General features: G+C 41.8%; 31 protein-coding genes. 21 read left to right on the forward strand and 10 right to left on the reverse strand.

Translation table 11 applies throughout. The features are described from left to right. Positions 1–229 (reverse strand): helix-turn-helix domain-containing protein (locus HYG93_RS17330; RefSeq protein WP_178962718.1); only part of this gene is annotated, 229 nt, incomplete at its 3' end. 137 nt (positions 230–366) lie between these two features. Next, positions 367–738 (reverse strand): rod shape-determining protein, encoded by a 372-nt coding sequence (locus HYG93_RS17335; protein ID WP_106986512.1) that lies wholly within the window; start codon positions 736–738, stop codon positions 367–369. Between the two features lie 443 nt (positions 739–1,181). On the opposite strand from HYG93_RS17335, the gene rlmF reads away from it, so the two are divergent. Next, positions 1,182–2,156, forward strand: coding sequence for a 23S rRNA (adenine(1618)-N(6))-methyltransferase RlmF (rlmF, locus tag HYG93_RS17340; protein ID WP_117008100.1), 975 nt, complete (start codon positions 1,182–1,184; stop codon positions 2,154–2,156). A gap of 373 nt (positions 2,157–2,529) precedes the next feature. Then, positions 2,530–2,994, forward strand: a complete 465-nt coding sequence (gene bfr, locus HYG93_RS17345) for a bacterioferritin (RefSeq protein ID WP_106986509.1) — start codon at positions 2,530–2,532, stop codon at positions 2,992–2,994. A gap of 122 nt (positions 2,995–3,116) precedes the next feature. Here bfr and HYG93_RS17350 read toward each other — a convergent pair whose 3' ends face one another. After that, on the reverse strand, positions 3,117–3,680 hold the full coding sequence (locus HYG93_RS17350; protein WP_106986508.1) for a peroxiredoxin: 564 nt from the start codon (positions 3,678–3,680) through the stop codon (positions 3,117–3,119). Between the two features lie 131 nt (positions 3,681–3,811). Here HYG93_RS17350 and HYG93_RS17355 point away from each other — a divergent pair, with 131 nt between their 5' ends. The 7 genes from HYG93_RS17355 to HYG93_RS17385 all read left to right on the forward strand — a co-directional run bounded on the left by HYG93_RS17355 (position 3,812) and on the right by HYG93_RS17385 (position 9,418). Continuing rightward, positions 3,812–4,144: a DUF6176 family protein gene (locus tag HYG93_RS17355; RefSeq protein ID WP_171501794.1), complete on the forward strand. Its 333-nt coding sequence runs from the start codon at positions 3,812–3,814 to the stop codon at positions 4,142–4,144. A 41-nt stretch (positions 4,145–4,185) separates the two neighbouring features. Next, positions 4,186–4,917, forward strand: coding sequence for a hydrolase (locus HYG93_RS17360; RefSeq protein WP_106986506.1), 732 nt, complete (start codon positions 4,186–4,188; stop codon positions 4,915–4,917). Positions 4,918–5,001: 84 nt separating this feature from the next. Continuing rightward, positions 5,002–6,306, forward strand: a complete 1,305-nt coding sequence (bioA, locus tag HYG93_RS17365; protein ID WP_178962719.1) for an adenosylmethionine--8-amino-7-oxononanoate transaminase — start codon at positions 5,002–5,004, stop codon at positions 6,304–6,306. Then, positions 6,303–7,466 carry an 8-amino-7-oxononanoate synthase gene (locus tag HYG93_RS17370; protein ID WP_120366238.1) on the forward strand — a complete coding sequence of 388 codons (1,164 nt, stop codon included), beginning with the start codon at positions 6,303–6,305 and terminating at the stop codon, positions 7,464–7,466. Before bioA ends, HYG93_RS17370 begins: the two co-directional genes overlap by 4 nt. 4 nt (positions 7,467–7,470) lie before the next feature. Further along, positions 7,471–8,259, forward strand: a complete 789-nt coding sequence (bioC, locus tag HYG93_RS17375) for a malonyl-ACP O-methyltransferase BioC (RefSeq protein WP_120366237.1) — start codon at positions 7,471–7,473, stop codon at positions 8,257–8,259. Next, entirely contained in the window at positions 8,256–8,906 is a 651-nt protein-coding gene (gene bioD / locus HYG93_RS17380) for a dethiobiotin synthase (protein WP_106986502.1), read from the forward strand. The genes bioC and bioD overlap by 4 nt, the downstream gene beginning before the upstream one ends. A 38-nt stretch (positions 8,907–8,944) precedes the next feature. Then, positions 8,945–9,418 (forward strand): nucleoside deaminase, encoded by a 474-nt coding sequence (locus HYG93_RS17385; RefSeq protein ID WP_106986501.1) that lies wholly within the window; start codon positions 8,945–8,947, stop codon positions 9,416–9,418. Positions 9,419–9,470: 52 nt separating this feature from the next. Here the strand turns inward: HYG93_RS17385 and rluB are convergent, their stop codons facing one another. Genes rluB through HYG93_RS17400 form a run of 3 tightly spaced genes read right to left on the reverse strand, consistent with a single transcriptional unit; the run spans position 9,471 to position 11,964 of the window. Beyond that, the gene (rluB, locus tag HYG93_RS17390; RefSeq protein WP_106986500.1) at positions 9,471–10,541 is read right to left on the reverse strand and encodes a 23S rRNA pseudouridine(2605) synthase RluB; all 1,071 of its coding nucleotides are present in this window, start codon (positions 10,539–10,541) and stop codon (positions 9,471–9,473) included. 41 nt (positions 10,542–10,582) lie between these two features. Next, positions 10,583–11,173: an SMC-Scp complex subunit ScpB gene (gene scpB, locus HYG93_RS17395; RefSeq protein WP_106986499.1), complete on the reverse strand. Its 591-nt coding sequence runs from the start codon at positions 11,171–11,173 to the stop codon at positions 10,583–10,585. Then, on the reverse strand, positions 11,170–11,964 hold the full coding sequence (locus HYG93_RS17400) for a ScpA family protein (RefSeq protein ID WP_117008092.1): 795 nt from the start codon (positions 11,962–11,964) through the stop codon (positions 11,170–11,172). Before HYG93_RS17400 ends, scpB begins: the two co-directional genes overlap by 4 nt. Before the next feature lie 260 nt (positions 11,965–12,224). On the opposite strand from HYG93_RS17400, the gene HYG93_RS17405 reads away from it, so the two are divergent. After that, positions 12,225–12,962, forward strand: coding sequence for a GNAT family N-acetyltransferase (locus tag HYG93_RS17405; RefSeq protein ID WP_228198943.1), 738 nt, complete (start codon positions 12,225–12,227; stop codon positions 12,960–12,962). Positions 12,963–12,991: 29 nt separating this feature from the next. On the opposite strand, the gene HYG93_RS17410 is transcribed toward HYG93_RS17405, so the two are convergent. Both HYG93_RS17410 and HYG93_RS17415 read right to left on the reverse strand, forming a co-directional pair. Next, the gene (locus HYG93_RS17410) at positions 12,992–13,609 is read right to left on the reverse strand and encodes an L-threonylcarbamoyladenylate synthase (protein ID WP_106986497.1); all 618 of its coding nucleotides are present in this window, start codon (positions 13,607–13,609) and stop codon (positions 12,992–12,994) included. A 104-nt stretch (positions 13,610–13,713) separates the two neighbouring features. After that, positions 13,714–14,376: an elongation factor P hydroxylase gene (locus tag HYG93_RS17415; protein ID WP_106986496.1), complete on the reverse strand. Its 663-nt coding sequence runs from the start codon at positions 14,374–14,376 to the stop codon at positions 13,714–13,716. Between the two features lie 97 nt (positions 14,377–14,473). Between HYG93_RS17415 and HYG93_RS17420 the strand changes: the two genes are divergently transcribed. The 6 genes from HYG93_RS17420 to lysM all read left to right on the forward strand — a co-directional run bounded on the left by HYG93_RS17420 (position 14,474) and on the right by lysM (position 18,203). Beyond that, the gene (locus HYG93_RS17420; protein WP_106986495.1) at positions 14,474–15,031 is read left to right on the forward strand and encodes a DUF177 domain-containing protein; all 558 of its coding nucleotides are present in this window, start codon (positions 14,474–14,476) and stop codon (positions 15,029–15,031) included. Positions 15,032–15,108: 77 nt separating this feature from the next. Next, positions 15,109–15,291 (forward strand): 50S ribosomal protein L32, encoded by a 183-nt coding sequence (gene rpmF, locus HYG93_RS17425; protein ID WP_106986494.1) that lies wholly within the window; start codon positions 15,109–15,111, stop codon positions 15,289–15,291. Positions 15,292–15,495: 204 nt separating this feature from the next. After that, positions 15,496–16,482 (forward strand): ACP S-malonyltransferase, encoded by a 987-nt coding sequence (fabD, locus tag HYG93_RS17430; RefSeq protein WP_120366236.1) that lies wholly within the window; start codon positions 15,496–15,498, stop codon positions 16,480–16,482. After that, on the forward strand, positions 16,479–17,213 hold the full coding sequence (fabG, locus tag HYG93_RS17435; protein WP_106986492.1) for a 3-oxoacyl-ACP reductase FabG: 735 nt from the start codon (positions 16,479–16,481) through the stop codon (positions 17,211–17,213). Before fabD ends, fabG begins: the two co-directional genes overlap by 4 nt. Positions 17,214–17,299: 86 nt before the next feature. Next, complete coding sequence (gene acpP, locus HYG93_RS17440) at positions 17,300–17,536, forward strand: acyl carrier protein (RefSeq protein WP_106986491.1); 237 nt, start codon at positions 17,300–17,302, stop codon at positions 17,534–17,536. A gap of 193 nt (positions 17,537–17,729) precedes the next feature. Continuing rightward, entirely contained in the window at positions 17,730–18,203 is a 474-nt protein-coding gene (lysM, locus tag HYG93_RS17445; protein WP_106986490.1) for a peptidoglycan-binding protein LysM, read from the forward strand. A 275-nt stretch (positions 18,204–18,478) separates the two neighbouring features. Here the strand turns inward: lysM and hemJ are convergent, their stop codons facing one another. Both hemJ and HYG93_RS17455 read right to left on the reverse strand, forming a co-directional pair. Beyond that, complete coding sequence (gene hemJ, locus HYG93_RS17450) at positions 18,479–18,931, reverse strand: protoporphyrinogen oxidase HemJ (RefSeq protein ID WP_106986489.1); 453 nt, start codon at positions 18,929–18,931, stop codon at positions 18,479–18,481. 67 nt (positions 18,932–18,998) lie between these two features. Continuing rightward, positions 18,999–20,228: a beta-ketoacyl synthase N-terminal-like domain-containing protein gene (locus tag HYG93_RS17455; RefSeq protein ID WP_106986488.1), complete on the reverse strand. Its 1,230-nt coding sequence runs from the start codon at positions 20,226–20,228 to the stop codon at positions 18,999–19,001. Between the two features lie 276 nt (positions 20,229–20,504). On the opposite strand from HYG93_RS17455, the gene HYG93_RS17460 reads away from it, so the two are divergent. The 5 genes from HYG93_RS17460 to HYG93_RS17480 form a co-directional block, all read left to right on the forward strand. Next, positions 20,505–21,920 carry an EcsC family protein gene (locus HYG93_RS17460; protein ID WP_106986487.1) on the forward strand — a complete coding sequence of 472 codons (1,416 nt, stop codon included), beginning with the start codon at positions 20,505–20,507 and terminating at the stop codon, positions 21,918–21,920. Between the two features lie 188 nt (positions 21,921–22,108). Next, positions 22,109–22,483 carry a 30S ribosomal protein S12 gene (gene rpsL, locus HYG93_RS17465; protein WP_002050319.1) on the forward strand — a complete coding sequence of 125 codons (375 nt, stop codon included), beginning with the start codon at positions 22,109–22,111 and terminating at the stop codon, positions 22,481–22,483. Positions 22,484–22,662: 179 nt separating this feature from the next. Then, the gene (rpsG, locus tag HYG93_RS17470) at positions 22,663–23,133 is read left to right on the forward strand and encodes a 30S ribosomal protein S7 (protein WP_064096978.1); all 471 of its coding nucleotides are present in this window, start codon (positions 22,663–22,665) and stop codon (positions 23,131–23,133) included. Positions 23,134–23,261: 128 nt separating this feature from the next. After that, positions 23,262–25,397, forward strand: coding sequence for an elongation factor G (gene fusA, locus HYG93_RS17475; protein WP_106986486.1), 2,136 nt, complete (start codon positions 23,262–23,264; stop codon positions 25,395–25,397). A gap of 92 nt (positions 25,398–25,489) precedes the next feature. Continuing rightward, on the forward strand, positions 25,490–25,754 hold a 265-nt coding region (locus HYG93_RS17480; protein WP_256733378.1), incomplete at its 3' end, for a GTP-binding protein.

Below are 25,754 nucleotides of genomic sequence, written 5' to 3' on the forward strand. Positions count from 1 at the left end.
GGCACTTTGATTTTAACAAGTCATCATGGCGACGATGGCCAGGTTGACCACGACTGGCATGTGCCATACCTGAGACACCATCTTGATTGAGCTTCTGCAATAACCGGGTAATTTGACGGGTGGAAAGATTTAGGATTTCAGCAGCACGGACCTGGGTAATACGATGATCTCGAACGTCTTGCAGAACTGCAAGCCGTTGAATTTCTTTGTCAGACATAGTGATCAGCATTTATATTTATATCCAGTCCATGGTGATAAAAACCATCATAAACTAGACATTTTTATTGGTGAGAATATAGACACTTTAAATGGGTTCTAACAAATGCGTTTCGTATAACAGCCATTATGTTAAATGGGGCTTTAAAATTATTCTTCAATAGAATTTCCATCAAGGTCATATAGCTTTACTTCTCTTGCACCAGTATTAAAAAATAACTCCTTAAAAGCTCGTATTTCAATCTTAGTTAAACTACCTTGTATCGGCTCCATTATTTGGACAATCGTAATAGGAGCTGTAAACTTGAAAAAAGATAAACCGTTAGAATGGTGTCTCATTAAAGCTTTTAATGTTGTTGTAGCGTTTTCAAAATCTGCCAAAATCATTCTTGGGTGATCATAAGGTGATTTAGGAATTTCAGTTGCTTTGACTATGCCATTCTCTGCCATCAAACTTATACGGTTTTTATAAAAATGTACCCATATTGCTTTAGGATATTTTTTTAAATCGTCTCTTATCATTTTAGTTCTTAACTTGGATGTTCATTTAATTATAAATATATATTTTTTTTAATTTCAATTGGATAATTCTTAATTTATTCTAAAATTAACATAATGCAAGTTATACTAAATACTATTTTTATTTAATATAAATCATTGCCTTATGTTGGTGTAAAAAGCCCTATCATCACTGATTGGGCTTTTTTGTTGATTCTTCGTATTCCATGATCACTATTTAATCAATGTTCCACGGTTTTGTTTAATGGAATTTAATGCTATAGCAACCAAAAAATGTCCAGATTAAAGAAGAATAGATGTTTACGTGGTTATTGATTTGCAGATAAACAAATAAGAGGTTTGGGGCGTCATTGAGCGTTAAATTCACGTACAATATCGATTCATTTGCAGGTATAGACCCTGCCTTATCAGTTGATTCTGTTCTCCCGTTGAATATTGGCATACACATGGCGCAAGCAAAGAAATCTTTTCCGCAGCAAAAATCGGAATTACATGCACGAAATCTGCATCGCAGTCGTTACGATTTTCCTCAGTTAATCAAGAGCTGTCCGGAACTTGTACCTTTTGTCCGCCCAAATAAATATAACGATTTATCGGTAGATTTTTCTGATCCAAACGCTGTGAAAATGCTCAATAAAGCATTGCTCAAGCATTTTTATGGCATTCAATATTGGGATATTCCTAAAGATTTTCTTTGCCCGCCTATTCCGGGGCGAGCGGATTATATTCACTATTTGGCTGACTTGTTGAGTGCCAACAACAAGGGGCAGATTCCAACAGGACACGCCGTTCAAGTCTTAGATATTGGCGTTGGCGCGAACTGTATTTATCCGATCATTGGTCATCGCAGCTATGGCTGGAAATTTGTCGGCTCAGACATACATGCTGCATCGGTTAAAAGTGCTCAATTTATTGTGGAGGCAAATCCGAATCTGCGTAAAGGCATTCAGATTCGATTGCAGAAAAAAGCGAGCAATATTTTCAATGGTGTGATTAAACCTTCAGATCGATTTGATTTGACCATGTGTAATCCGCCATTTCATGCCTCACAAGATGAAGCCAACGCGACCGCAACGCAAAAATTAAGAAAACTTGGCAAGCCCGTTGATCGGAGCAAGGTGGTGCTAAACTTTGGCGGTCAAAAAAATGAACTCTGGTGTGATGGCGGCGAAGAACGATTTGTCTGCCAAATGGTGCAAGAGAGCATACAGTTTGCAGAGCAATGCCTTTGGTTTAGTACGCTGGTTTCCAAGAAAACAACATTGCCTGTGCTCTTAAAAGCTTTAGCGAAAAGCGGTGCAGTGGATGTGAAAACCATAAAAATGACGCAAGGACAAAAAGAAAGCCGTTTTGTTGCTTGGACTTTTTTAGATTCAAAACAGCAGCAAGCGTGGAAGAATGCGCGCTGGACTTCAGCTTAAGCCTGTCTGTGCTGGAAATTTTCATCTTGTCTTTGATTGCGATACATGAAGATTCATTACCGTGTTTCTCTGTATACAAGCACAGCAGCTTAAGTATGGTGGTTTGAATTAATCAGCTGATATTTTCGCTAAATAAGAAGCATTGTGAATAGTTACAAAATTAATCGGCACTTATTTTTTGAACAATCAGCTTGTACAGGCAGTTAAAATTTGTACAAGTTCTTATTTTTTATGTGAAAATTAAGCGGAATTGAACTGCAAATGCGTATGCTTATCATTTAAAATATATATAAATCATAAACTTACACATTTTAGATTTTGCAAAGATAGATAAAGTTGTCCATAATATTTGAAAAGGGTATGGAGTTTTAATATGCGTGGCAATCCAGAAGTCGTAGACTACTTAAATATGCTGATCGGCGGCGAACTGGCTGCTCGTGATCAATACCTGATTCATTCCCGTATGTATGAAGACTGGGGTTTGAGCAAAATTTTTGAACGCATTGATCATGAAATGCAGGAAGAAGCACAGCATGCTGATGCGATCATCCGCCGTGTTTTGTTCCTTGAAGGCACGCCAAACATGAAGCAAGATGATTTAGAGATCGGTACTGATGTCATTTCTTGCTTAAAAGCTGATTTAGCACTTGAATATGCAGTACGTGACAAACTCGCAAAAGGCGTGAAGCTTTGTGAAGAAAAGGGCGATTACATTACCCGTGATATGCTTCGCCAGCAAATGTCTGATACAGAAGAAGATCATACCTATTGGCTGGAAAAACAATTACGTTTAATTGAGTTGATTGGCCTACAAAACTATATTCAATCACAAATGTAAGATTGCTTCATTCCAGCATTCTCCATGAGGGAACTGTTGGGATAAGATGAAATAAAAAGCCTTTGGATGAAAATCTAAAGGCTTTTTTGTGTTCTGCTGTTTTGCAGGGACGCGGCTAATTCTTATTTTTTAGAAAATTTTTGAATATCTGCCAAGACTTGTTTGGCATGGGTTTGGGTATTTACACTGCTGTAGTGATAAACAATCATGCCATTAGGGTCGACCAAAAACGTTTCCCTTTTTGCGATTTTGATAATCCCAAGATTACGGACAATGCCAAATTGATTGGCCAGCTGATGGTTGCTGTCTGCCAAAATAGGAAAGTTAAGTCCGAGTTTTTCAGAAAACTTTTGATGCGATGCGACATCATCAAGACTCACACCTAACACCACGGCATTATTTTTTAAAAATTGTGGATATAAGGTTTTGAATTGGTTGGCTTCTTGAGTACAGCCAGGCGAATCATCCTTAGGGTAAAAATACAGCACCAGCCATTTGCCCTTGTATTGGCTAAGTTCATGCCATTTGCCGTTTTGATCTTGAAGTTTAAACGCTGGCGCGGGTTTTCCCACCCATTGCTTCTGTTCTGCTGCGCCCAAGAGTGGATTTTCAGCATGCGTACTTATATTTACTACGGTCGTGCATACGGCGACTAAGCTCAGAAAAACGGGCTGGAAAATATGCATATACAGCGTCCCTAATATGGATGTATTTTGATCTTAACAAATTTTAGATGAACTGCGTTGCGATCATTTGCAATCGCATAAGAGTTGCATAAACTGAGTACGAATTATTTAAAAATAAAAGTCATTGTATGATGGATGTGGGCGCCGTACTTATCGAATTAAAGCCAGATGCCATGGCGAACGTAGATGCATGGAAAACAGAATTAACAGCACGTAAAGCGGAGGCAATTGAAACACTTCAGGCTGAAGGCGTTTTTGTTGAATCATGGTTTCACGTAGCCTTAGAGGGTAAAGATTATTTGATTGCTTATATGCGCGCAGAAGATATTGCTAAGGCACAGCAAATTGGGCGAGAAAGCAGTTTTCCCATTGATGCCATGCATAAGCAGTTTAAAACCCATTGGGCGAAAGGCTATAAAGCTACATTGTTGGTCGATTTGGAAAATAATGAATCATCATTTTAAGTTTATACTCGCTTTATTGAATTGATATTTTCGAGTTTGCTTTGAATCAACATATTTTGCTCATCACCGGCTGGGGCGGTGGCACCAAATTGCTACAGCCTTTACAGAAAGCTTTGATACGGCAGGGTCATACGGTAGAGCTAATTAATATTTTTAATGCTTTGGATGAGGAAGTTTTACAGCAATATACCGAAAAAGCCCGTGCATTTGATGTGATTTGCGGCTGGTCATTGGGCGGACAGCTGGCCACACTTTTGGTGGATCAAATAGCAAAACGTTTTGCAGAACAAAAAATACTGATCACTCTAGGCTCAAATCCTTGTTTTGTAGCGAATGAGGCGTGGTCAACTGCAATGGATCAATCAGCGTTCCTTAGCTTTAAACAATCCTTTGCACAGGATGTGATTGCCACTTTAAAAAAATTTGGCTTTATGGTCTGTCAGGGTGTGTCCAATACCAAGCAGGATTTTTTAACCTTACAAAGTTTAATTCAGCCACAGAATTTAGAGACTTTGCGAGATGGGCTAGGGTGCTTAGAATTCTTAAATAATGTCAGTATCTTGAAGAGTTATACAGGCCATCAGCTTCATCTATTTGCAAAACAAGATTTTTTAGTTAGTTACAAAGTTGAGCGTAATTTGCATGATTTCGCTGGAGAGTTTTTTCAGACTGAGCTGGTGAGTGGCTCTCATGGCTTTCCATTATTTGAATTTGAAAGCATAAGTTGCAAAATCTGCCAATATTTAGAAAAAATTACACAAACAAACGGATAACTGGTCTATCTCGCAATTTATTTTTGCTTCATGCAGGTTTAACATGCAAAAAAATGCAATGTAGCCTTAGGCATGGAGTAATGGATGACCGAATTAACCGATCTAGAATTTGATCAGCAACACATTTTGCATCCTTATACCTCCATGACACAACCGCTGCCTACTTTTAAAGTGAAGCGAGCCTTTGGTGCCACCATAGAACTTGAAGATGGACGTCAATTGATTGATGGCATGTCTTCTTGGTGGTGTGCGATACATGGCTACAACCATCCTGAGCTGAATCAGGCAGTGACCGACCAGCTACAGAATATGTCGCACATTATGTTTGGTGGTTTCACGCATGATCCGGCCATTCAGTTAGGCAGATTGCTCCTTAATATTACCCCACCCAGTTTAGATAAAATCTTTTATGCAGATTCAGGTTCAGTTGCCGTAGAAGTCGCATTAAAAATGGCGGTGCAATATTGGTCGTCGCTCGGTCAAACCCAAAAGACCAACTTTGTGACGCCACGTTCTGGCTATCACGGTGACACATGGAATGCGATGTCGGTCTGCGATCCAGTAACGGGCATGCACCAAATCTTTGGTTCTAGTTTGCCCAATCGTCTATTCGTTCCAGCGCCACAAGTGGGCTTTTATGATGCTTGGGATCAGTCGGATATTGAAGAATTAGAACAAACTTTAGCAACGCAACATGCACAGATTGCAGGCCTGATTTTAGAGCCGATTGTGCAAGGTGCGGGCGGTATGCGCTTTTATCATCCTGAATATTTGCGCCAAGCGAAATTGCTCTGTGAAAAATATCAAGTGCTGCTGATTTTTGATGAAATTGCCACAGGTTTTGGCCGAACTGGCAAGCTGTTTGCATGGGAGTGGGCAAATGTCGAACCCGACATTATGTGCATTGGCAAAGGTTTAACAGGGGGCTATATGACGCTATCAGCAACACTGACCACAACTGTTGTCGCAGAAACCATAAGTCGGGGTGAGGCTGGTGTCTTTATGCATGGCCCAACATTTATGGCCAATCCCTTGGCTTGTGCTGTAGCGCTTAAAAGTACTGAATTGCTACTGTCACAAGATTGGTCAACTAAGATTCAAACGATTGCTGCTCAGTTAAGCACTTATTTACAGCCCTTAAGTCAGTGCGCACATGTACGTGATGTGCGTGTATTGGGTGCAATTGGCGTGGTTGAATTGACCAATAATGTAGACATGAAAAGCTTGCAGCAGGAATTTGTGCAGCGTGGCATTTGGGTGCGCCCATTTGGGAAGTTGGTCTATGTGATGCCACCCTATGTTATTTCTACGCTTGAGCTACAGACCTTATTGCAGCAAGTGGTGGCTGTTGTGGTGGGTATGCCACAGCATGTGGAGCAGAATGCGTGAATACAGATTTATTAGATCACTTTGCACTGCAACTAGATGTACTCAAACAAAACGGAAATTTGCGTCAATTTAGCGCCAATGTGCAGCAAGGTCGCTTTATTCACATTTATGAACGCCAAATGTTGAATTTGGCATCTAATGATTATTTGGGTTTGGCTTCAGATTTACAATTACGCGAACAGTTTTTTGATGAAACGCCTGTTAAGCAACGTGCTATGAGCTCATCTTCTTCACGCTTACTCACTGGAAATTTTCCTGAGTTCGAGCAATTGGAAGCCAGTTTAAGTCAGGCTTTTGCAGGACGGGCTGCATTGTTATTTAACAGTGGCTATCACATGAATATTGGTATTTTGCCAGCTTTAGCCGATGCCAAAACTTTAATTTTGGCCGATAAATTGGTACACGCCAGCATGATCGATGGCATGCGCTTATCCAGCGCTAAGTTTTTGCGCTACCGCCATAATGATTTGGCGCATTTGAATGCCTTGCTACAAAAGCATCATGCGGATGAATCGATTGAGCGAATTATCGTGGTGACAGAGTCGATTTTTAGTATGGATGGCGATGAAACTGATTTAGCCGCTTTAGTACGGCTGAAACAGCAGTTCAGTAAAGTCATGTTATATGTTGATGAGGCGCATGCGATAGGTGTGCGTGGTGAGCGAGGGCTGGGCTGTGCAGAGCAATATGCTGTGATCGAACAGATTGATCTATTGGTCGGGACTTTTGGCAAGGCCTTGGCTTCGGTAGGCGGTTATTTAATTTGCCATCCCATCATACGTGACTACTTGATTAATACCATGAGACCGTTAATCTTTAGCACAGCGCAAGCACCAATTTGCATGGCATGGACAAATTTTATTTTCCAGCACACGCAGTCCTTAAAACAGTCACGTACAGATTTAATGGCGCTCAGCCAGGGTTTACAGCAAGGTGTGCGGGCCAAAGGTTTTGACTGTCCATCTAGTTCGCATATTGTGCCAGTCATTATTGGCGACTCTGCAAAAACAGTGGCGAAAGCTCAAGCTTTACAGAGTGCAGGTTTTTATATCATGCCTGTACGCCCGCCTACTGTGCCACAGCAAAGTGCACGGTTACGGGTTTCGTTAACTGCTCATATTCAAGCGACTGAAATTGATCAGTTGCTACAATGGGTTTAGCTCTATGACGCAATTTGAAGCCAATAAAGCACAAGTGGCCTTACGTTTTGCCCAAGCGGGGCAAAGCTATGCACAACATGCCGTGGTGCAAAAGCAGATTGCACAGCAACTGCTACTGTTGATACAGCAGTATGCACCTGAAATATTGAATCAGCCCATTGATCGGGTGTTTGAAATCGGCTGCGGTTCTGGCAATTTAAGCCAGCTACTGATGCAAAATTTAGAAATACAGCATTTTTTTATCAATGATTTATATGCCGAAGTACAGCAGCATTTCCGTGATCATACCAGTCTACATTGGCGTATTGGGGATATTGAGCGACTTGAATTTCCGCAAGGCTTGGATTTGGTCGCTTCAAGTTCGGCTTTGCAGTGGATACATGATTTAGACGCCGTATTGCAACAGGTCAAACACAGCTTAAATGAGCAGGGTTTGTTTTGTTTTTCCAGTTTTGGCAGTCAAAATTTAAAAGAAATTAAAGCCCTTACGGGTCAAGGTCTCAGTTATTTATCCATTGCGGCGCTACAGGATAAATTACAACAAGCGGGTTTTGAGATATTGCATCTTTCTGAGCAAACGACATCTTTATATTTTCAACATCCTAAGCAGGTGCTTCAGCATCTTAAAGCGACAGGGGTGACTGCAACAGCATCTCAGTTTCGTTGGACTAAACAGTCCTTGGCAGATTTTTATCAAGCCTATCAACAGTTTTCACATTTAGATCAGTCGGGTCAGATTCAATATTCACTGAGTTATCACCCGATTTATTGTATTGCACGGAGAATGCCATGACGGCTTCAGTTTATTTTATCAGTGGCATTGATACGGGCATTGGTAAAACCTACACCACGGGCTACTTGGCAAAGCTATGGAATGCACAAGGACAAAAGACCATTACGCAAAAGCTGGTGCAAACAGGCAATACGGATCTATCCGAAGATATTGAGCAACACCGTAAAATAATGGGTATGGGCTGGTTTCCTGAAGATGAAACCAAGCTCACCATGCCTGAGATTTTTACTTATCCAGCATCACCGCATTTGGCCACCAAAATTGACGGCCGAGAAATCGATTTTGATAAAATTGCCGATGCGACGCAGCAGTTGGCAGCCAAGTACGATGTTGTGCTATTGGAAGGCGCAGGCGGGTTAATGGTGCCATTGACCACGAAGTTGCTGACAATTGATTATATCGCTGCGCAAAAACTGCCCGTGATTTTAGTTACGTCTGGGCGTTTGGGGAGCATTAATCACACCATTTTGAGCTTGGAGGCGGTTAAAAGTCGAGGTTTGGAGTTATATGCTTTGGCCTACAACTTGAACGATGAATCGCAAGATGCGCTGATTTCTCAAGATACTGCTGAATATTTGAAAGCATATTTGGCAACCCATTTTCCAAATAGCCAGTGGATTGACATTCCTGTTGTACAATCAGCATGATGTGATTTTTTTATTCCTTAAATTACGCAGAGAGTCTAATGTGTGATGCTGATTTTTTAAACCAAGCAATTCAACTTGCAAAAGAAAATGTTAAACAAGGTGGTCGTCCTTTTGGTGCTGTGATTGTGAAAGATCGCCAAGTTGTGAGTCGTGGTGTAAATCAAATTTTGACAACAGGTGATCCTACCTCTCATGCGGAACTCAATGCTTTACGTCAAGCTGCACAATATTTAAAAACTACGCAGTTAAAAGATTGCGTGGTTTATGCCAGTGGCCAGCCTTGTCCAATGTGCTTGGCGGCGATGCGAATGGCAGGTATTGAGAAAATTGTTTATGCCTATTCAAATGCAGATGCAGAACCTTATGGCTTATCTACAGCACAACTTGCGGAAAAGTTGCGATTAGATCCGCATCAGCAAAAGGGTTTAAGTTTTGTGCAGTTAAAGCCAGCTGGTGATATGGAGTTGTATGCACTTTGGCAACAAAGCCAGTCCAAAGATTTTGTCCAGTAAATAAAAAAGACAGATTAAAATCTGTCTTTTTTATTTCAAGCTTTTAAATGTATTAGAACTTTTTAAAGCCTTTGTTTAATCCGTATGGCTTGCGTGGTGCATTTTCATCACGCTCTTCACGACGACCAAATGCTTGCTCATTACGAGGCTCACGACGTTGGAATGAATTGCCATCACGGTTATCACGGCGTGCAAAATGCGAACCATTTTGGTTTTCACGACGTTGGCCTTGATCTTCACGGCGTTCACGACCATAAGATTGAGGTTGTTCTTCGTTGTCACGACGTTGTTGACGTAAGAAACCACCACGACGTGCAGCCATTGGTTTTTCTTGCATACGCTCATTACGACGTTTTGCCATACCATATAGGCCAGTGCCTTGGCGCGGCTTCAACTCAACCAATTTTGTTAAGTTGTCGATGTCGTTTTTGTCTAATTCCATCCAGCGACCTGTGCGTAGTTCGCGTGGTAGAATCACCGTACCATAACGTGTACGTAATAGACGGCTTACTTTAAGGCCTTGTGATTCAAAGATACGACGTACTTCACGGTTACGACCTTCTTTTACCACAACTTGGAACCAACGGTTAATACCTTCACCGCCAATTTCAGAGAATGATTCAAACTTCGCAGGACCATCATCTAAAGTCACGCCAGTGGTCATGTTTTTAATGAGTGCTGGAGTTACTTCACCCATTACGCGCACAGCGTATTCACGTTCAATTTCATTTGACGGATGCATTAAGCGGTTGGCCATTTCACCGTCATTTGTGAATAGCAATAAACCTGTTGAGTTGATGTCTAGACGACCCACCATCACCCAACGATCACCTTGAATTTGTGGTAATTGTTCAAATACAGTTGGACGGTTTTCAGGGTCATTGCGTGAGCAAATTTCACCTTCTGGTTTGTAGTAGATCAACACGCGACGACGAATTTCGTCTTCAATTTGGAACTGTACTTTACGACCATCGATGCGAAGCTCATCACCTGGTTCAATACGTTCACCCACTTGGGCAACTTGCCCATTTACGCTTACACGTCCAGCGGCAATGACTTCTTCCATATAACGGCGAGAACCCAAACCAACACGTGCAAGCACCTTTTGCAATTTTTCACTCATGACAGCATAACCTTAGAAATTATCATCAACAGTTCACCTATTTATGACTTCGGTGCATTTGCATCGAGGGCCATAAAAGCTTCCTTGGCATCCTGCAGGGGAGGCAATTGGCTTAAAGAAGTTAAACCAAAAGCATTTAAAAATTGAGGCGTTGTTATTAACAACGATGGTCTTCCTGGGAGTTCACGAAAACCAGATTCTTTAATCCAGTTCCAGTCAAACAACGTACGTAAAATTTGACTGTTATTGGTCACTCCACGAATTTGCTCAATGTCTGCTCGTGTTACGGGTTGATGGTAAGCAACCACAGCAAGGGTTTCGAGCAAAGATGGCGATAAGCGAGATGGTCGCTCAGGCCAAGTTTGTGCAATGATATTACGATATTTTGCACGAACTTGAAAACGGAAACCTTGAGCGGTTTCAACGAGTTCAATTGATCTACCATGTTGCAGCATTGAAAGTTGTTGCAAATATTGGCGTAATTCTGTTTTGCTAAAGCGATCTTGAAACGCTTCTTTTAAGCGCGCAATCGATACCGCTGTATCGCTGGCAAAAATAATGGCTTCTAATTGCATGAGCACTTCATGCAAATCATCTTGAGGTGTTGATAACACATTTTGATCTGTATTCATGCGCATGCTCCTTGAATTGCAAGCGGTGCTTCTACACCTGACGCGATGATGTGAACTTTTTGCTGGCGTGTCAGTTCTAATATCGCCATAAAAGTGACAACCATGCCCATACGGCCTTGGCTAGGTCTTAATAAGGCTTCAAATGGAAGAACTTCGCCACTCAGTAATTTTTGTTCGATGTAAGCAATACGCTCTTCAAGCAATACAGGTTCTTGCGTAATTTGATGGACCACAGGTTCTGGGCGGTTAAATACGCACAGCATTGCGTCGCGCAGTAAATTGGCTTGATGGCCATCATTGCTTTGTAAGGTTTGACCTAAGCTGACATTGGTTTCAAATGTATCACGTTCTAATACAGGCATTTGGCCCAAGCGTTCAGCAGCTTGTTTTATGCGTAAATAGTTTTCGAGGCGATCGATTAATTCTTGTTTAGGGTCAACTTCTGTTGCATTGACTGATTTCGGCTTTGGCAATAATAAGCGTGATTTTAGGTCGGCAAGCAGGGCTGCCATCACCATGTAATCAGCTGTCAGCTCAATATTGAGTGACTTCATTGCATCCATATAAGACAGATATTGGGCTGCAATTGGGGCAATATCAACTTGTAATAAGTCAAAGCCGTTTTTTTGAATTAGGTAGATTAGAAAGTCGAGTGGTCCTTCGAAATGCTCTAAAAGAATTTCAAATGCAGCTGGAGGAATGTATAAATCCTCTGGAATGGTCTCTTGCCACTCATCCAAAACGCGGATGTGTGTAGATGATTCCATAGGTTCATGGACAATTTCATTCATTGCAGTTATAGGCCACGCGAATTTTCAAAGGCATGTAGGATATTTTTCTTCGATCTCACATCGAAAGAAAAAAGCATATAAGTAATGCCCTAGTGTAATTGAAAATTGTACTCAAAGAAATTGCTTAGCAGACCAAATGCTAAAAAACCTGAAAATATATAGGGTTTATTTATTTGGTCGCGCATTTTGACGACAAAATGATTGTAATATCTTGGGATTGAGGGGTAAAACGGGGCTGACTAAGCCATACGGATAATAATATGAATCATGATTTACAAAATAATATGAAAAATAGAAATCAAAATCAGGGTATAGCTATTGTAGGTGCGTTGGTGAAACCACTAGATCTGATTGAGCCAAATTTTAGTTCTTTACAGGGGCGCACGGTCAAACTTCAATTGTTGTCTACCAATACGCTTAGCCCAATTCAGCACCAGCAGATATGGCAAGTAGTTCAAAGTGAATCTGATGTGGCTTGGACTTATATGGCTTACACAGGTTTTGCCCAGCAGACAGCGTTAATCAATATGTTGGATGCAAACTTTCACGTACCTGAGGCGATTCATTTTGGCATTGAAACGCGCCAAGGTGTTGTGGGTTGGGTGGGTTTACTCAATATTCGACCCGTTCACCGTGTCATTGAAATAGGCAATGTGTACTTTTCCCATCAAATGAAACAAAGCACCGCTGCTACAGAAGTCTTGTATTTGTTATTAAAACATTGTTTCGCGCAGGGCTATAGAAGAGTGGAATGGAAATGTGATGATTTAAATGTACCTTCTAAAAAAGCTGCCTTACGTTTTGGCTTCCAATATGAAGGCACATTTAGACAAGATCGAATTGTCAAAGGCCGTAATCGCGATACTGCTTGGTTTTCAATGATTGATACTGAATGGCCACTTGTGCAACAGGCGTATGAAGCATGGCTAGCAGATACAAATTTTGATGAACATGGTCGGCAAAAGTTAAGCTTGGCTCAACTCATGCCAAAGCCATAACAATCACTATCATTTCAAGTGGTCAGTGCTTATTCAAAAGCACTGACATCACCCACACCACGACGAATGACTTCTGGATATTCCCCAGCAAGATTGACAATACTGGTGGTGTTTAAGGTTCCGAGTCCACCATCAATCAATACATCAATTAATTTTCCTAACTGCATTTCAATGTCATAGGGATCATCAATGGGGGCAGATTGGCCGGGTAAAATTAAGGTTGAAGTCAGTAAAGGCTCGCCCAGTTCTTGCAGTAACATTTGGCAAATAGGATTACTTGGAATACGTAGCCCAATGGTTTTCTTTTTGGGATGCATTAAGCGCTTAGGGACTTCGCTGGTTGCTGGCAAAATAAAAGTAGTAATGGCTGGTGTATTGTTTTTGAGTAAGCGATACATCGCATTATCGACTTTGGCATACGTAGCAATGTCAGACAGATCGGCACAAATAATGGCATATTGGTGTTTGGCATCTAGCTGGCGAATTCTAGAAATACGCTCCATGGCATGCTTATTACCAATTTGACAACCAATGGCATAAGCGGCGTCTGTTGGGTAAACCACAACATCACCTGCACGAATTCGTTCGACGGCTTGGCTAATCAAGCGGGGCTGAGGATTATCTGGATGTACACGTAGATGCAACATATTGAGTCCTCCAAAGTTTAGATTAAGTTGTTATTCTTTCACTTTGTTTATTATGGCTGTGCATAGCCCAAATGCGCAATGCACAGTTGATGGAATTGTGTAATTTAATCAAGCATTTCACGTTTAAATTCATCTAAGGCAAGTGCTTTACCTTGGCGGGTGCACTGGCAAATACAATCGATAAGATGGGCTGCATCTCGAGGAAGTTTGGCTTCGCCTGAAAAATAACGTTGCAACTGGCTAAAGACATTGTCTTTAAATTGCGCACCGTCACCACCTTCACCAGTTAAGTTATCCAAAGATACACGGAACTTGCGCCCAAAGGCTTGAGCAAATAACCATTCAATCGCTTGCGGTTTAATTTCAACTTGCTCAAAGAGTGCCTGTTGTTCTGCACTACGGCCATCTGGCGCATACCAATAACCTAAATCTGGCAGTAGGCGTCGCTGTGCGCCAGCAATGGTCCAGTGGCTAATTTCATGCAAGGCACTATTGAAGTAGCCATGGGCAAACTGTATGCGTGCAGGGCTATGTTCATCCGCTGGAAAATACTCAGGTTCAAAATCACCACGGACTAATGTGACATTTAGGTGGGAAAACCAATGATTAAAGTGTAAGATGAGCCAATCAACTTGCTGGGATTCTGATACTAAATTCGCCCACGGTGAGAGTTGCACTTGCTGTAGTGAGCTGTCAGAATCAAGCGTTGAAAGTGTGCTAACGAGTGATGAAATATTCACTTCTGTTTGCGGCTGCAACAGATGCATGACTGAAATTACCCAATTGGTCTGTCTAAATAAGTACAAAATTGTATCTTAATCTTTGACAGAGTTCTGATGAATTTGTAGAATTGCCGCCTTAATTATGTCAGCAAATACCTTTCCGGCACAGATTGAGCCGTTTAAATGGGCTGAACAAGGCTTTAAATGGTCAGGTCAACTGCCTTTATCTCGCTTTGTTCGTATTGCTCGTGAAGCTGTTGGATCAATTGATGATCAATTGATTAACATAGACTGTAAGCTATCAATGGATGCCTATCATCGCATTGTATGGCTAGATGGTCATGTTGAAACGAATGTTCCAATGGAATGCCAGCGTTGTCTGGAGCCCGTTGTAATAAACCTCGTTTCAGATTTTCATCTAGCTCTTGTGGATGATGAGTCACTGATAGAGCGCTTGGATGAGGATGCTGATTTCATCGTTTTAGGTGAAAGTGAAGCAACTGTAAAAGGCACATACGATGCGCCTGCTACAGCGGATTTACTCTCACTGATAGAGGATGAATTGTTATTGTTGATGCCTTTGTCACCTAAGCATGACTCATGTGAACATAAGCATCAACCTGCCGTAGAAGAGCTAGTCGAAGAAAAACGGGATAATCCGTTTGATGTTTTGGCTGCTTTGAAGGGTAAACTTAACTAATTTTTGTGTTATACTGTTAAGTATAAGACAATCGAATTTGTTCTGATCCATTTTTTCGATCTTTGTAAGGAGCCATCATGGCCGTTCAGCAAAACCGTAAAAGTCGCTCTCGCCGTGACATGCGCCGTTCACATGACGCTTTAACCGAGAATGCATTAACAGTAGACCAAACGACTGGTGAAACTCACCGTCGTCACCACGTATCTAAAGATGGTGTCTACCGTGGTCGTCAATTATTCGCTAAAGCATCTGCTGAATAATTGGTGATGTATTAAGCGTCAAGCTTAGTAGAAAAAATGGGAGCGAAAGCTCCCTTTTTTTTTGTGCTGAATTTTGTTGTATTTGGCAATTACTAAAAGCAAAAATAAGTGGTAAATTTTCGCTCCATATATCGGCGTACATGAAGACTTGTTGGTAAATTGATCATTTGATATTACCGCTTGTCTAAAAATAAAGGATTTTTTATGTCTGCTAAACAACTCGAGCAAGCGGCTCAAGCAACTAAAACCGTGTTTGTGTTTCCTGGTCAAGGCTCACAAAAAGCTGGCATGCTCGCAGAACTTGCAGAACAGTTTAGTAGCGTGCAAGCAACATTTGCAGAAGCGTCTGAAGCTGTAGGTTTTGATTTATGGCAAATCGCCCAAAGTGGTGAAAGTTTAGACCAGACTGAATTTACACAACCTGTTTTGCTTACAGCAAGCATTGCTTTGTGGCGTGTTTGGTTGGAGCTTGGTGGTGTTGCACCAAAATACCTTGCTGGCCATTCATTGGGTGAATACAGCGCATTGGTTGCATCTGGTGCGATGAGCTTAGCGGATGCGGTAAAACTGGTGAATCTTCGTGGCAAATTGATGCAAAGTGCAGTGCCACAAGGTAAAGGTGCTATGGCGGCAATTTTGGGCTTAGAAGATGCTCAAGTGATTGCGCTGTGTGAGCAAGCGACAGCATCAGCTGAAGGTTCTGTACAGGCAGCCAACTACAATGCCAAAGGCCAAGTTGTTGTTGCGGGTGATAAAGCACAAGTTGAAGCGGTAATGGCTTTGGCAAAAGAAGCGGGTGGTAAGGCGATTGCACTTCCTGTGTCTGTACCATCGCATTGTGCTCTTATGCAACCTGCAGCAGTACAGTTTGCGCAAGCTTTGGAACAAACTGCCATTGAGCTACCTAGCATACCTGTAATACAAAATGTCAACGCGGAAATCGCAACAGATACAGCTGCTTTGCGTCAGGCTTTGACAGAGCAATTGTACCAATCTGTGCAATGGACGAAGACTATGCAGTACGTGCAGGATCAAGGCATTCAATATATCGTGGAATGTGGTCCGGGCAATGTACTTGCTAATCTGGCAAAACGTTTGCCAAATATTGAAAAAACGTTCCCACTCGACTCAAAAAGTCGTATGGAAGATGCTTTAAATGCCATTTTAGTGGCTGAAGGGAAAATCGCATGACACAAGAACGCAAAGTCGCATTGGTGACTGGTGCGAGCCGAGGGATTGGTGCAGCCATCGCTCAACAGCTTATCCAAGACGGTTATTTTGTAGTGGGTACGGCCACTTCTGAAGCGGGTGCGGAGAAATTATCCATCGCCTTTGCTGAAAATGGCGCGGGTAAAGTATTAGATGTGCGTGATGGCGCGGCTATTGATGCACTGATTTCTGATATTGAACAAAATTATGGTCCTGTTCTTGCCTTAGTGAATAACGCAGGGGTGACTAAAGACAATTTATTGCTTCGTATGTCTGAAGATGATTGGGATGATATTCTGAACATTCATTTGAAAGCAGTATACCGTTTATCTAAACGTGTGCTAAAAGGTATGACCAAGGCACGTTTTGGACGCATTATTAACATTAGCTCTGTGGTTGCACACTTTGCAAACCCAGGACAAGCCAACTACTCTGCTGCTAAAGCGGGGATTGAGGCTTTTAGTCGTAGTCTTGCAAAAGAGATGGGTAGTCGCCAAATTACAGTAAATAGCGTGGCGCCTGGCTTTATTGCGACAGAGATGACTGAGCAGTTAAGTGAAGAAATTCGTAAGAAAATGAGTGATCAAGTGGCCTTGAATCGTTTGGGTGAGCCACAAGATATTGCGAATGCTGTAAGTTTCTTGGCTTCGGATAAGGCAAGTTACATTACTGGCACTGTTTTACATGTAAATGGTGGTTTATACATGAGCTAATTGGCTGATGTATAAACTTTCCAAATTTTTTAGATTGAATTAAACTAACGGCATTAAAAACGCCACAAGCAATGAGGAGAATTCCTGTGAGCGATATCGAACAACGCGTTAAACAAGCAGTTTCTGAGCAACTTGGTCTTAAAGTTGAAGAAATTAAAAACGAAGCATCTTTCATGGATGACTTGGGTGCAGACTCTCTTGACCTAGTTGAGCTTGTTATGTCTTTCGAAAACGACTTCGACATCACTATTCCAGATGAAGATTCTAACGAAATCACAACTGTTCAATCTGCAATTGACTATGTTTCTAAAAAACTTGGTTAATTCAGTGTTTCAGCTTGCTGAAATTAAAAGCCACCTTTGAGGTGGCTTTTTTTTATGTGTCTGGTTTAGTGAATGCTACTTACATTCACTTACGTTTCTATCACCAAAGCGCATCCTAAATTGGTTATTTTTTAGCTATAAACAAGAAGTAGAAAAATTTTTAATAACACATCAAAAACTATGGAGAATAACAATGGGTCTTTTTGATTTTGTAAAAGGCATTGGTAAAAAGAATACAGCACCTGCTGAGCCACAGGCTGCACCAGCAACGCCTGCAGAGCCGTCTGCACAAGAAATTGCAAATAAGTTGTTGGGTCATGTTAAAAGTTTAGGTTTGCCTGTTACAGGGCTGTCTGTGAGTTATAACAGCACATCAGATTTAGCAACAATAAAAGGGCAAGTTCAAAGCCAAGCAGACCGCGAAAAAATTATTTTAGCGGTAGGTAATATTGACCATGTTGCGCAAGTCGACGATCAATTGACCGTAGCTACACCTGAACCTGAAAGTAAATTTTATACTGTTAAATCGGGTGATAACTTGTCTAAAATTTCAAAAGAATTTTATGGTGATGCAAATCAATACAATAAAATTTTTGAAGCCAATCGCCCATTGTTAAAAAATGCCGATGATATTTTCCCAGGTCAGGTACTGCGTATTCCTGCTTAAGGTGTTGGTCTCTCTCAAGATTTGAAAATGTAAAACCGCTGTATGATCAGCGGTTTTTTTTGTGTTTAGTGGATGGTTGGATTAATCCCTAAGCTTTGGTTTTATCTTGCTAAAGCTTGAAAATAAAAAATTTTTGTATTGAGAATGTGGTAGAAAACACATATTGCATATTGCAAGGGTGGATAAGTATGTTGGGCGGTTGAGTTGTATGGCGTACTTGCGGATAAATAAAAAAACCTCCAAGTGGAGGTTTAATTAGGTGCACATGAGTGAATTTAGAACGTAGGTTTGACCACCACTAAAATCACGACTGCAAAGAGAATCAGTGTTGGCATCTCATTAAAAAAGCGCCAAAACTTATGCGATTTATAGTGTGCATTGTCTATGAGCTTTTTACGGTAGTAGCCACAAACAAAATGGTAGATGACTAAAAGCCCAACAAAACCAACTTTGAGATAGAACCATAAGGCTTCATGATAATGTCGGGTTGCATCGCCCCAATCGACAAGAAAATGTGCCGTGATTAGTGTTGCGATCATTGCAGGCCACATAATGCCACGGTACAGCTTGCGTTCCATGATAATAAAACGCTGATGGCTGGTAGTGTCATCGCTCATCGCATGATAGACAAAAAGGCGAGGGAGGTAGAAGAGTGCTGCAAACCAGCAAACAACGGCGATGATATGTAATGCTTTGACCCAGAGGAAAGCATCTGAAGGAGCATCCATAATGTACCCTTTAAAAGGGCGGTGGGGTGTGGTTTAGCGCCGAAGCGCCAAACCTACAGACCTTAAATTAGCCTTCCCATTTTTTGAAAACGAGACAAGCGTTTACACCGCCAAAACCGAAACTGTTACTCATCACAGTATTCAATTTTGCGTCACGTTTTTCAAGTACGATGTCAAATCCTTTCGCGCCTTCATCTAATTCTGTCACGTTGATGTTTGGTGCAATAAAGTCATTTTGCATCATAAGCACAGAGTAGATGGCTTCTTGAACGCCAGCAGCACCAAGGCTATGACCTGTCATCGATTTGGTTGAGCTAAGAGGAGGTACTTGGCCTTCGCCAAACGCACGTTCCATTGCTTTAAGCTCAGTGACGTCACCAGCAGGTGTAGATGTGCCATGTGTGTTGACATAGTCAATTTGGTCTACACCGTGTTGTTTCGCTTCTTCTAGTGCCATAAGGATACAGCGTGTTGCGCCTTCACCAGAAGGTGCAACCATGTCTGCACCGTCAGAGTTGGCAGCATAGCCAACGACTTCAGCCAAAATGTTTGCGCCACGTGCTTGAGCATGTTCTAAAGATTCGAGTACCACAAAACCGCCACCGCCAGCAATCACAAAACCATCACGGTCAGCTGAGTATGGGCGTGAAGCTGTTTCAGGAGTCTCGTTGTATTTAGAGCATAAAGCACCCATTGCATCAAACAGTAGGCTTTGAGACCAATGATCTTCTTCGCCACCACCTGCAAGCATAAGGTCTTGTTTGCCTAATTGAATCAGGTTGTATGCATAACCGATTGCATCTGCAGAGGTTGCACAAGCACTAGTAATTGAGTGCGCAATACCTTGCATTTTAAACGCTACACCTACATTGGCTGTAATGGTGTTAGACATATTGCGAGGTACAAAGAATGGACCAACTTTACGTGCGCCTTTGGTTGCTAAAAGTTCATTCATTTCTACAACAGACGCAGTTGAGTTGCCACCTGAACCACCCGCAATACCGTAGCGAGGGTTGCCACCAATTTGTTCTGCTGTTAAACCCGCATGCTCAATAGCTGCAGCTGCAGCATTGTAGGCGTACATTGCACAAACGCCCATAAAGCGTTTTAAACGACGGTCAATACCATCAAAGTTTTGTTCAGCAGCAGCACTGACATGACTTTTAAAATTTAATTCAGCATAAGTTGGATTTGCACGTGTTCCAGAAATCCCGTTCTGTAAAGAATGCGTTACATCCTCTAGGGTATTACCAATACATGAGTTAATGCCCATGCCTGTGATTACAACACGTTTCATTTGCAGATCCTTTATAGCTTGCGTACGAGTCCTGCGCACTTCATACCAGATGCATCACCTGTGAATGATCGGTGGACTCAGTTATTTCAATTGCAATCATAATAGCAGAAAGATTTTTGTTTTCTTATGGCAAATCCTATGCCTATTTTCAAGTTCCGATCTTCTGAGCAAAATGCGTCTTTGCTTTACTAAAAGATACATATTCAGGTTGAGTTAAATGCTGACTACACCTAGTATTTATCGAGAATTGTAAGAATATAGGCAATGGGGTAGGGAATGGCGAACTCGAATAATAAGCAATCAAGCGGTTTCTTTTCTAATGCAGTTGGAGTGGCTAAAAAGCTCAGTAGTACAGGCACTTCTTTGTTAAATCATGTTGCACCAGATTCAGTGGCAAAGCTGACACGGGCTTCATCTGCACAATCTGCGATTGAGGGGAAGTATCAAGTCGCAAGTGTTTTTACATCTAAAGTATATGACAATCCACAGCAAGTATTACGTGAACATCTGCCGAATGTATCGCGCCAGTTTTTAGGTCGCCATTACAGTAAAGTGAATAATGTTGCGAATTTTGTATCGCCACAATTTTCCGACAAAGTGTCAGATTATTTGTTTGATCAACTGAATCAGTTGAGCAATAACATGAGTTCAGTGGATGCGGTGCTGGATGAAGCTGGTGTGCGTGATTTGGAGGAGTTGACGCAAGATGTAGATCGTTCCAAGCGTTTGAGTCAGGCATTGGTTGAGCAAAATAAATGGCTGGCATCTTTACAAGGCGCATTGACAGGGGCGACAGGGGTCTTGGGTTCGACAATAGATATCCCAGCGTCATTGTTAATGTCTTTAAGGATTATTTACCAAGTCGGACGCTCATACGGTTTTGATTTGAGCAAAGAAAGTGATCAAGAAATTGTGCAGCATATTTTTAGACAAATTGACTTAGGTGTCATTGCTGAAAAACAAACACTTTTATTGGCGCTAAAAGCGCTGTCGAGTACCATTCAAACCCATGATTTGAGTCAGTTACAGCAAATGCTAGGTTCAAGCAATGATGTAGAAGCGCTCAAAAAATATTTTGTTGATGCACAGGGGGAGTATAAGTTGGGATGGCTTAATCAGCTGTCTAAAGTATCCTTGCTTGATAAACTTGCACGTTTAACCCCATTGGCTGGTGCAGGTATTAGTGCCGTATATAGTCTACGTTTGGTGGATGAGGTCAATCAAAAAGCACAGCAAGTCTTTTCACAGGCACGTGAATATTTAATTCAGCATAAAGACACACAGCTATCACCGTTGCTTGCCTATGAAAAATCAATGGAGTTGTTGGCGCAGGCTGCACCAAAACTTATGGAGTCGGTCAAGGCAATTGAGCAAAACCTTATCGAACCTGTGCTAAATAAAGCCATTGATATTGAAGGAAATGAAAATATTACACAGGTCAAAGTGTTAAAAAAGACACTTAAAGATAAAGAAGACGAAGCATCTGGCTTAAATACGCAAGATGAGCAGATTACAAATGATTTAGTTGCACTGGCTGAAAAAGAAGTTGCACCGAGCGATGATGTGCCACCACAGCAAGCTGCTTTAGCAAATGATCAGGATGCTGTATGGCAAGATGATGCTCCGTTGGGCGAAAAAGAAAATTTAGGCCAGACATCTGCGCTACAGAAGGATGCTCAGTTGAAAAAATAAATATGCTTATTTTCAATTTGTTAGTTTTTTAATGTGCTTTTGTTTGGCTGAAAAAGCAACAAAAGAAATTTTTGGTCAAGATTTGATGAGTAGTCGAATCTTGACCATTTTTACATCCTGAATTACAATTGCATGCCCTCAAAAAGCAGTATTTTTTTGGGGCTTTTATTTAACGGGAGAATTGCCAAATGGCAACAACAAATCAGTTGATCCGTAAGGGTCGTACGACTTTAGTTGAAAAATCTAAAGTTCCTGCGTTGAAGGCTTGTCCACAACGTCGTGGTGTTTGTACACGTGTTTACACTACTACACCTAAAAAACCTAACTCAGCAATGCGTAAAGTTTGCCGTGTTCGCTTAACTTCAGGTTTCGAAGTTTCTAGCTATATCGGTGGTGAAGGCCATAACCTACAAGAGCACAGTGTTGTTCTTATCCGTGGTGGTCGTGTTAAAGACTTACCAGGTGTACGTTACCATACCGTTCGTGGTTCTTTAGACTGCGCTGGTGTTAAAGATCGTAACCAGTCACGTTCTAAATACGGTACTAAACGTCCTAAGAAATAATCTGAAAAGATTAGCTTCTTAGTTCGTTAGAACTGCAATCCTTTATCGTCTCGCTTGTCTGATTTCTGCATTTAATTTTGTGAAATTCAAGCGACGTGTAGTAAGGCCAGCGAATAGTGCATGACACTTTGCACTCATGCTGGATAAACCTGAAGTGTCATATTTATAGGTAGTTTAAAATGCCAAGACGTCGCGTAGTCGCTGCTCGTGAAATCCTTCCGGATCCAAAATTCAGTAGCCAAACAATCGCTAAATTCATGAACCACGTAATGCAAGATGGTAAAAAATCTATTGCTGAAAGTATCGTTTACGGTGCTTTAGACCGCGTTCAAGAAAAATCAAAAGTAGACCCAGTTGAATTTTTTGAAGCTACGCTTGAAAAAGTTCGTCCTATGGTCGAAGTAAAAGCACGCCGTGTTGGTGGTGCTACATACCAAGTTCCTATGGAAGTACGCCCATCCCGTCGTACTGCTCTAGCGATGCGTTGGTTAGTAGACGCTGCTGCTAAGCGTTCTGAAAAAACTATGGCTTTACGTCTTGCTGGTGAGTTGCTTGATGCATCTGAAGGTAAAGGCGCAGCTGTTAAAAAACGTGAAGATGTGCACCGTATGGCTGAAGCCAACAAAGCATTCTCTCACTACCGTTTCTAAGCGGATAAAACAGGCCCTACTCAGAAAATTGACAGTGCTTTCATTGCGCTGTCATGAAATCGCTTTAAGCTGTTCTGCAGCTTAAAGCGTCCTGTTTTAAACAACAAAATTTAGGAATGCTAGAAATCATGGCTCGTAAAACCCCAATTTCTCAGTACCGTAACATTGGTATTTCAGCGCACATTGACGCTGGTAAAACTACAACTTCAGAACGTATTTTGTTCTACACAGGTGTATCTCACAAAATTGGTGAAGTACACGACGGTGCAGCAACAATGGACTGGATGGAGCAAGAGCAAGAACGTGGTATTACCATTACTTCTGCTGCGACAACTACATTCTGGTCTGGCATGAGCCAACAGTTTAAAGAACACCGCATCAACGTAATTGACACCCCGGGACACGTTGACTTCACAGTTGAAGTTGAACGTTCTATGCGTGTTCTTGACGGTGCGTGCATGGTTTACTGTGCTGTAGGTGGTGTACAACCTCAGTCAGAAACTGTATGGCGTCAAGCTAACAAATATAAAGTGCCTCGTTTAGCATTCGTGAACAAGATGGACCGTACTGGTGCAAACTTCTTCCGTGTTGTTGAACAAATGAAAACACGTCTTGGTGCGCACCCTGTACCAGTTGTGATTCCAGTTGGCGCTGAAGATAACTTCCAAGGTGTTGTTGACTTAATCGAAATGAAGTCAATCATCTGGGACGAAGCTTCTCAAGGTATGAAGTTCGAATACGGCGACATTCCTGCTGATCTAGTTGAAACAGCTCAAGAATGGCGTACTAACCTTGTAGAAGCTGCTGCTGAAGCTTCTGAAGAGTTAATGGACAAATACCTAGAAGAAGGTGATCTTTCTAAAGAAGACATCGTTGCTGGTATCCGTGCTCAAACTTTGGCTTGCGAAATCCAGCCAATGCTTTGTGGTTCAGCGTTCAAAAACAAAGGTGTTCAACGTATGTTGGACGCAGTTATTGAATTCTTACCTGCGCCGACTGACGTTGAAGCGATCAAGGGTATCCTTGACGACAAAGACGAAACTGAAGGCTCACGTGAATCTTCTGACGAAGCTCCGTTCTCTGCGTTAGCGTTCAAAATCATGAACGACAAATTCGTAGGTAACTTGACTTTCGTACGTGTTTACTCAGGTGTTCTTAAGCAAGGTGACTCGGTTTATAACCCAGTTAAATCTAAGCGTGAACGTATTGGCCGTATCGTGCAAATGCACGCTAACGAACGTCAAGACGTTGAAGAAATCCGTGCTGGTGACATCGCTGCATGTGTAGGTCTTAAAGACGTAACTACTGGTGATACACTTTGTGATGAGAAAAATGTCATCACTCTTGAGCGTATGGAATTCCCAGAGCCAGTAATCGCACTTGCTGTTGAACCTAAAACTAAAGCTGACCAAGAGAAAATGTCTATCGCTCTTGGCCGTTTAGCGAAGGAAGATCCATCATTCCGCGTACGTACTGACGAAGAATCTGGTCAAACGATCATTTCTGGTATGGGTGAGCTTCACCTTGACATCATCGTTGACCGTATGAAACGTGAATTCAACGTTGAAGCGAACATTGGTAAACCAATGGTTGCTTACCGTGAAACGATCAAAAAATCAGTTGAACAAGAAGGTAAATTTGTTCGTCAAACTGGTGGTAAAGGTAAATTCGGTCACGTATACGTACGTCTTGAGCCTATGGATGCGGATTCTGAGAAAGAATACGAATTCGTTGAAGAAGTTGTTGGCGGCGTAGTACCGAAAGAATTCTTCGGCGCGGTTGACAAAGGTATCCAAGAACGTATGAAGAATGGTGTCCTAGCTGGTTACCCAGTTGTTGGCATCAAAGCGACATTGTTCGACGGTTCTTACCATGATGTCGACTCTGACGAATTGTCGTTCAAAATGGCTGGTTCTTACGCATTCCGTGACGGTTTCATGAAAGCAGATCCTATCTTGCTTGAACCGATCATGAAAGTAGAAGTAGAAACTCCAGAAGACTACATGGGCGATATCATGGGTGACTTAAACCGTCGTCGTGGTATGGTTCAAGGTATGGACGATCTTCCTGGCGGTACTAAAGCAATTAAAGCTGAAGTTCCACTTGCTGAGATGTTTGGTTACGCGACTCAAATGCGTTCTATGTCTCAAGGTCGTGCGACTTATTCTATGGAATTTGCTAAATATGCTGAAACTCCACGTAACGTGGCTGAAGGCATCATTTCTAAGTTCCAATCTGGCGGTAAAAAAGGTGACGACGAGTAATCTTTCGATTACTATATTGCCTAACTAATTTATAGTTAAAATCTAATGCTCATGCAGTGTTCCTGCATGAGTAGCTTAAAAAGGAAGCTCTCATGGCTAAGGCTAAGTTTGAACGTAATAAGCCACACGTAAACGTGGGCACAATTGGTCACGTCGACCATGGTAAAACAACTTTAACAGCTGCAATTGCAACTGTATGTGCGAAGAAATTCGGTGGCGAAGCGAAAGATTACGCTGCAATCGACTCTGCACCTGAAGAAAAAGCACGTGGTATTACAATTAATACTTCACACGTAGAATACGATTCTCCAACTCGTCACTACGCTCACGTAGACTGCCCGGGCCACGCCGATTATG

This window comes from Acinetobacter sp. SwsAc6 (assembly GCF_013391565.1).
In the GTDB taxonomy this organism is placed as follows: domain Bacteria; phylum Pseudomonadota; class Gammaproteobacteria; order Pseudomonadales; family Moraxellaceae; genus Acinetobacter; species Acinetobacter cumulans.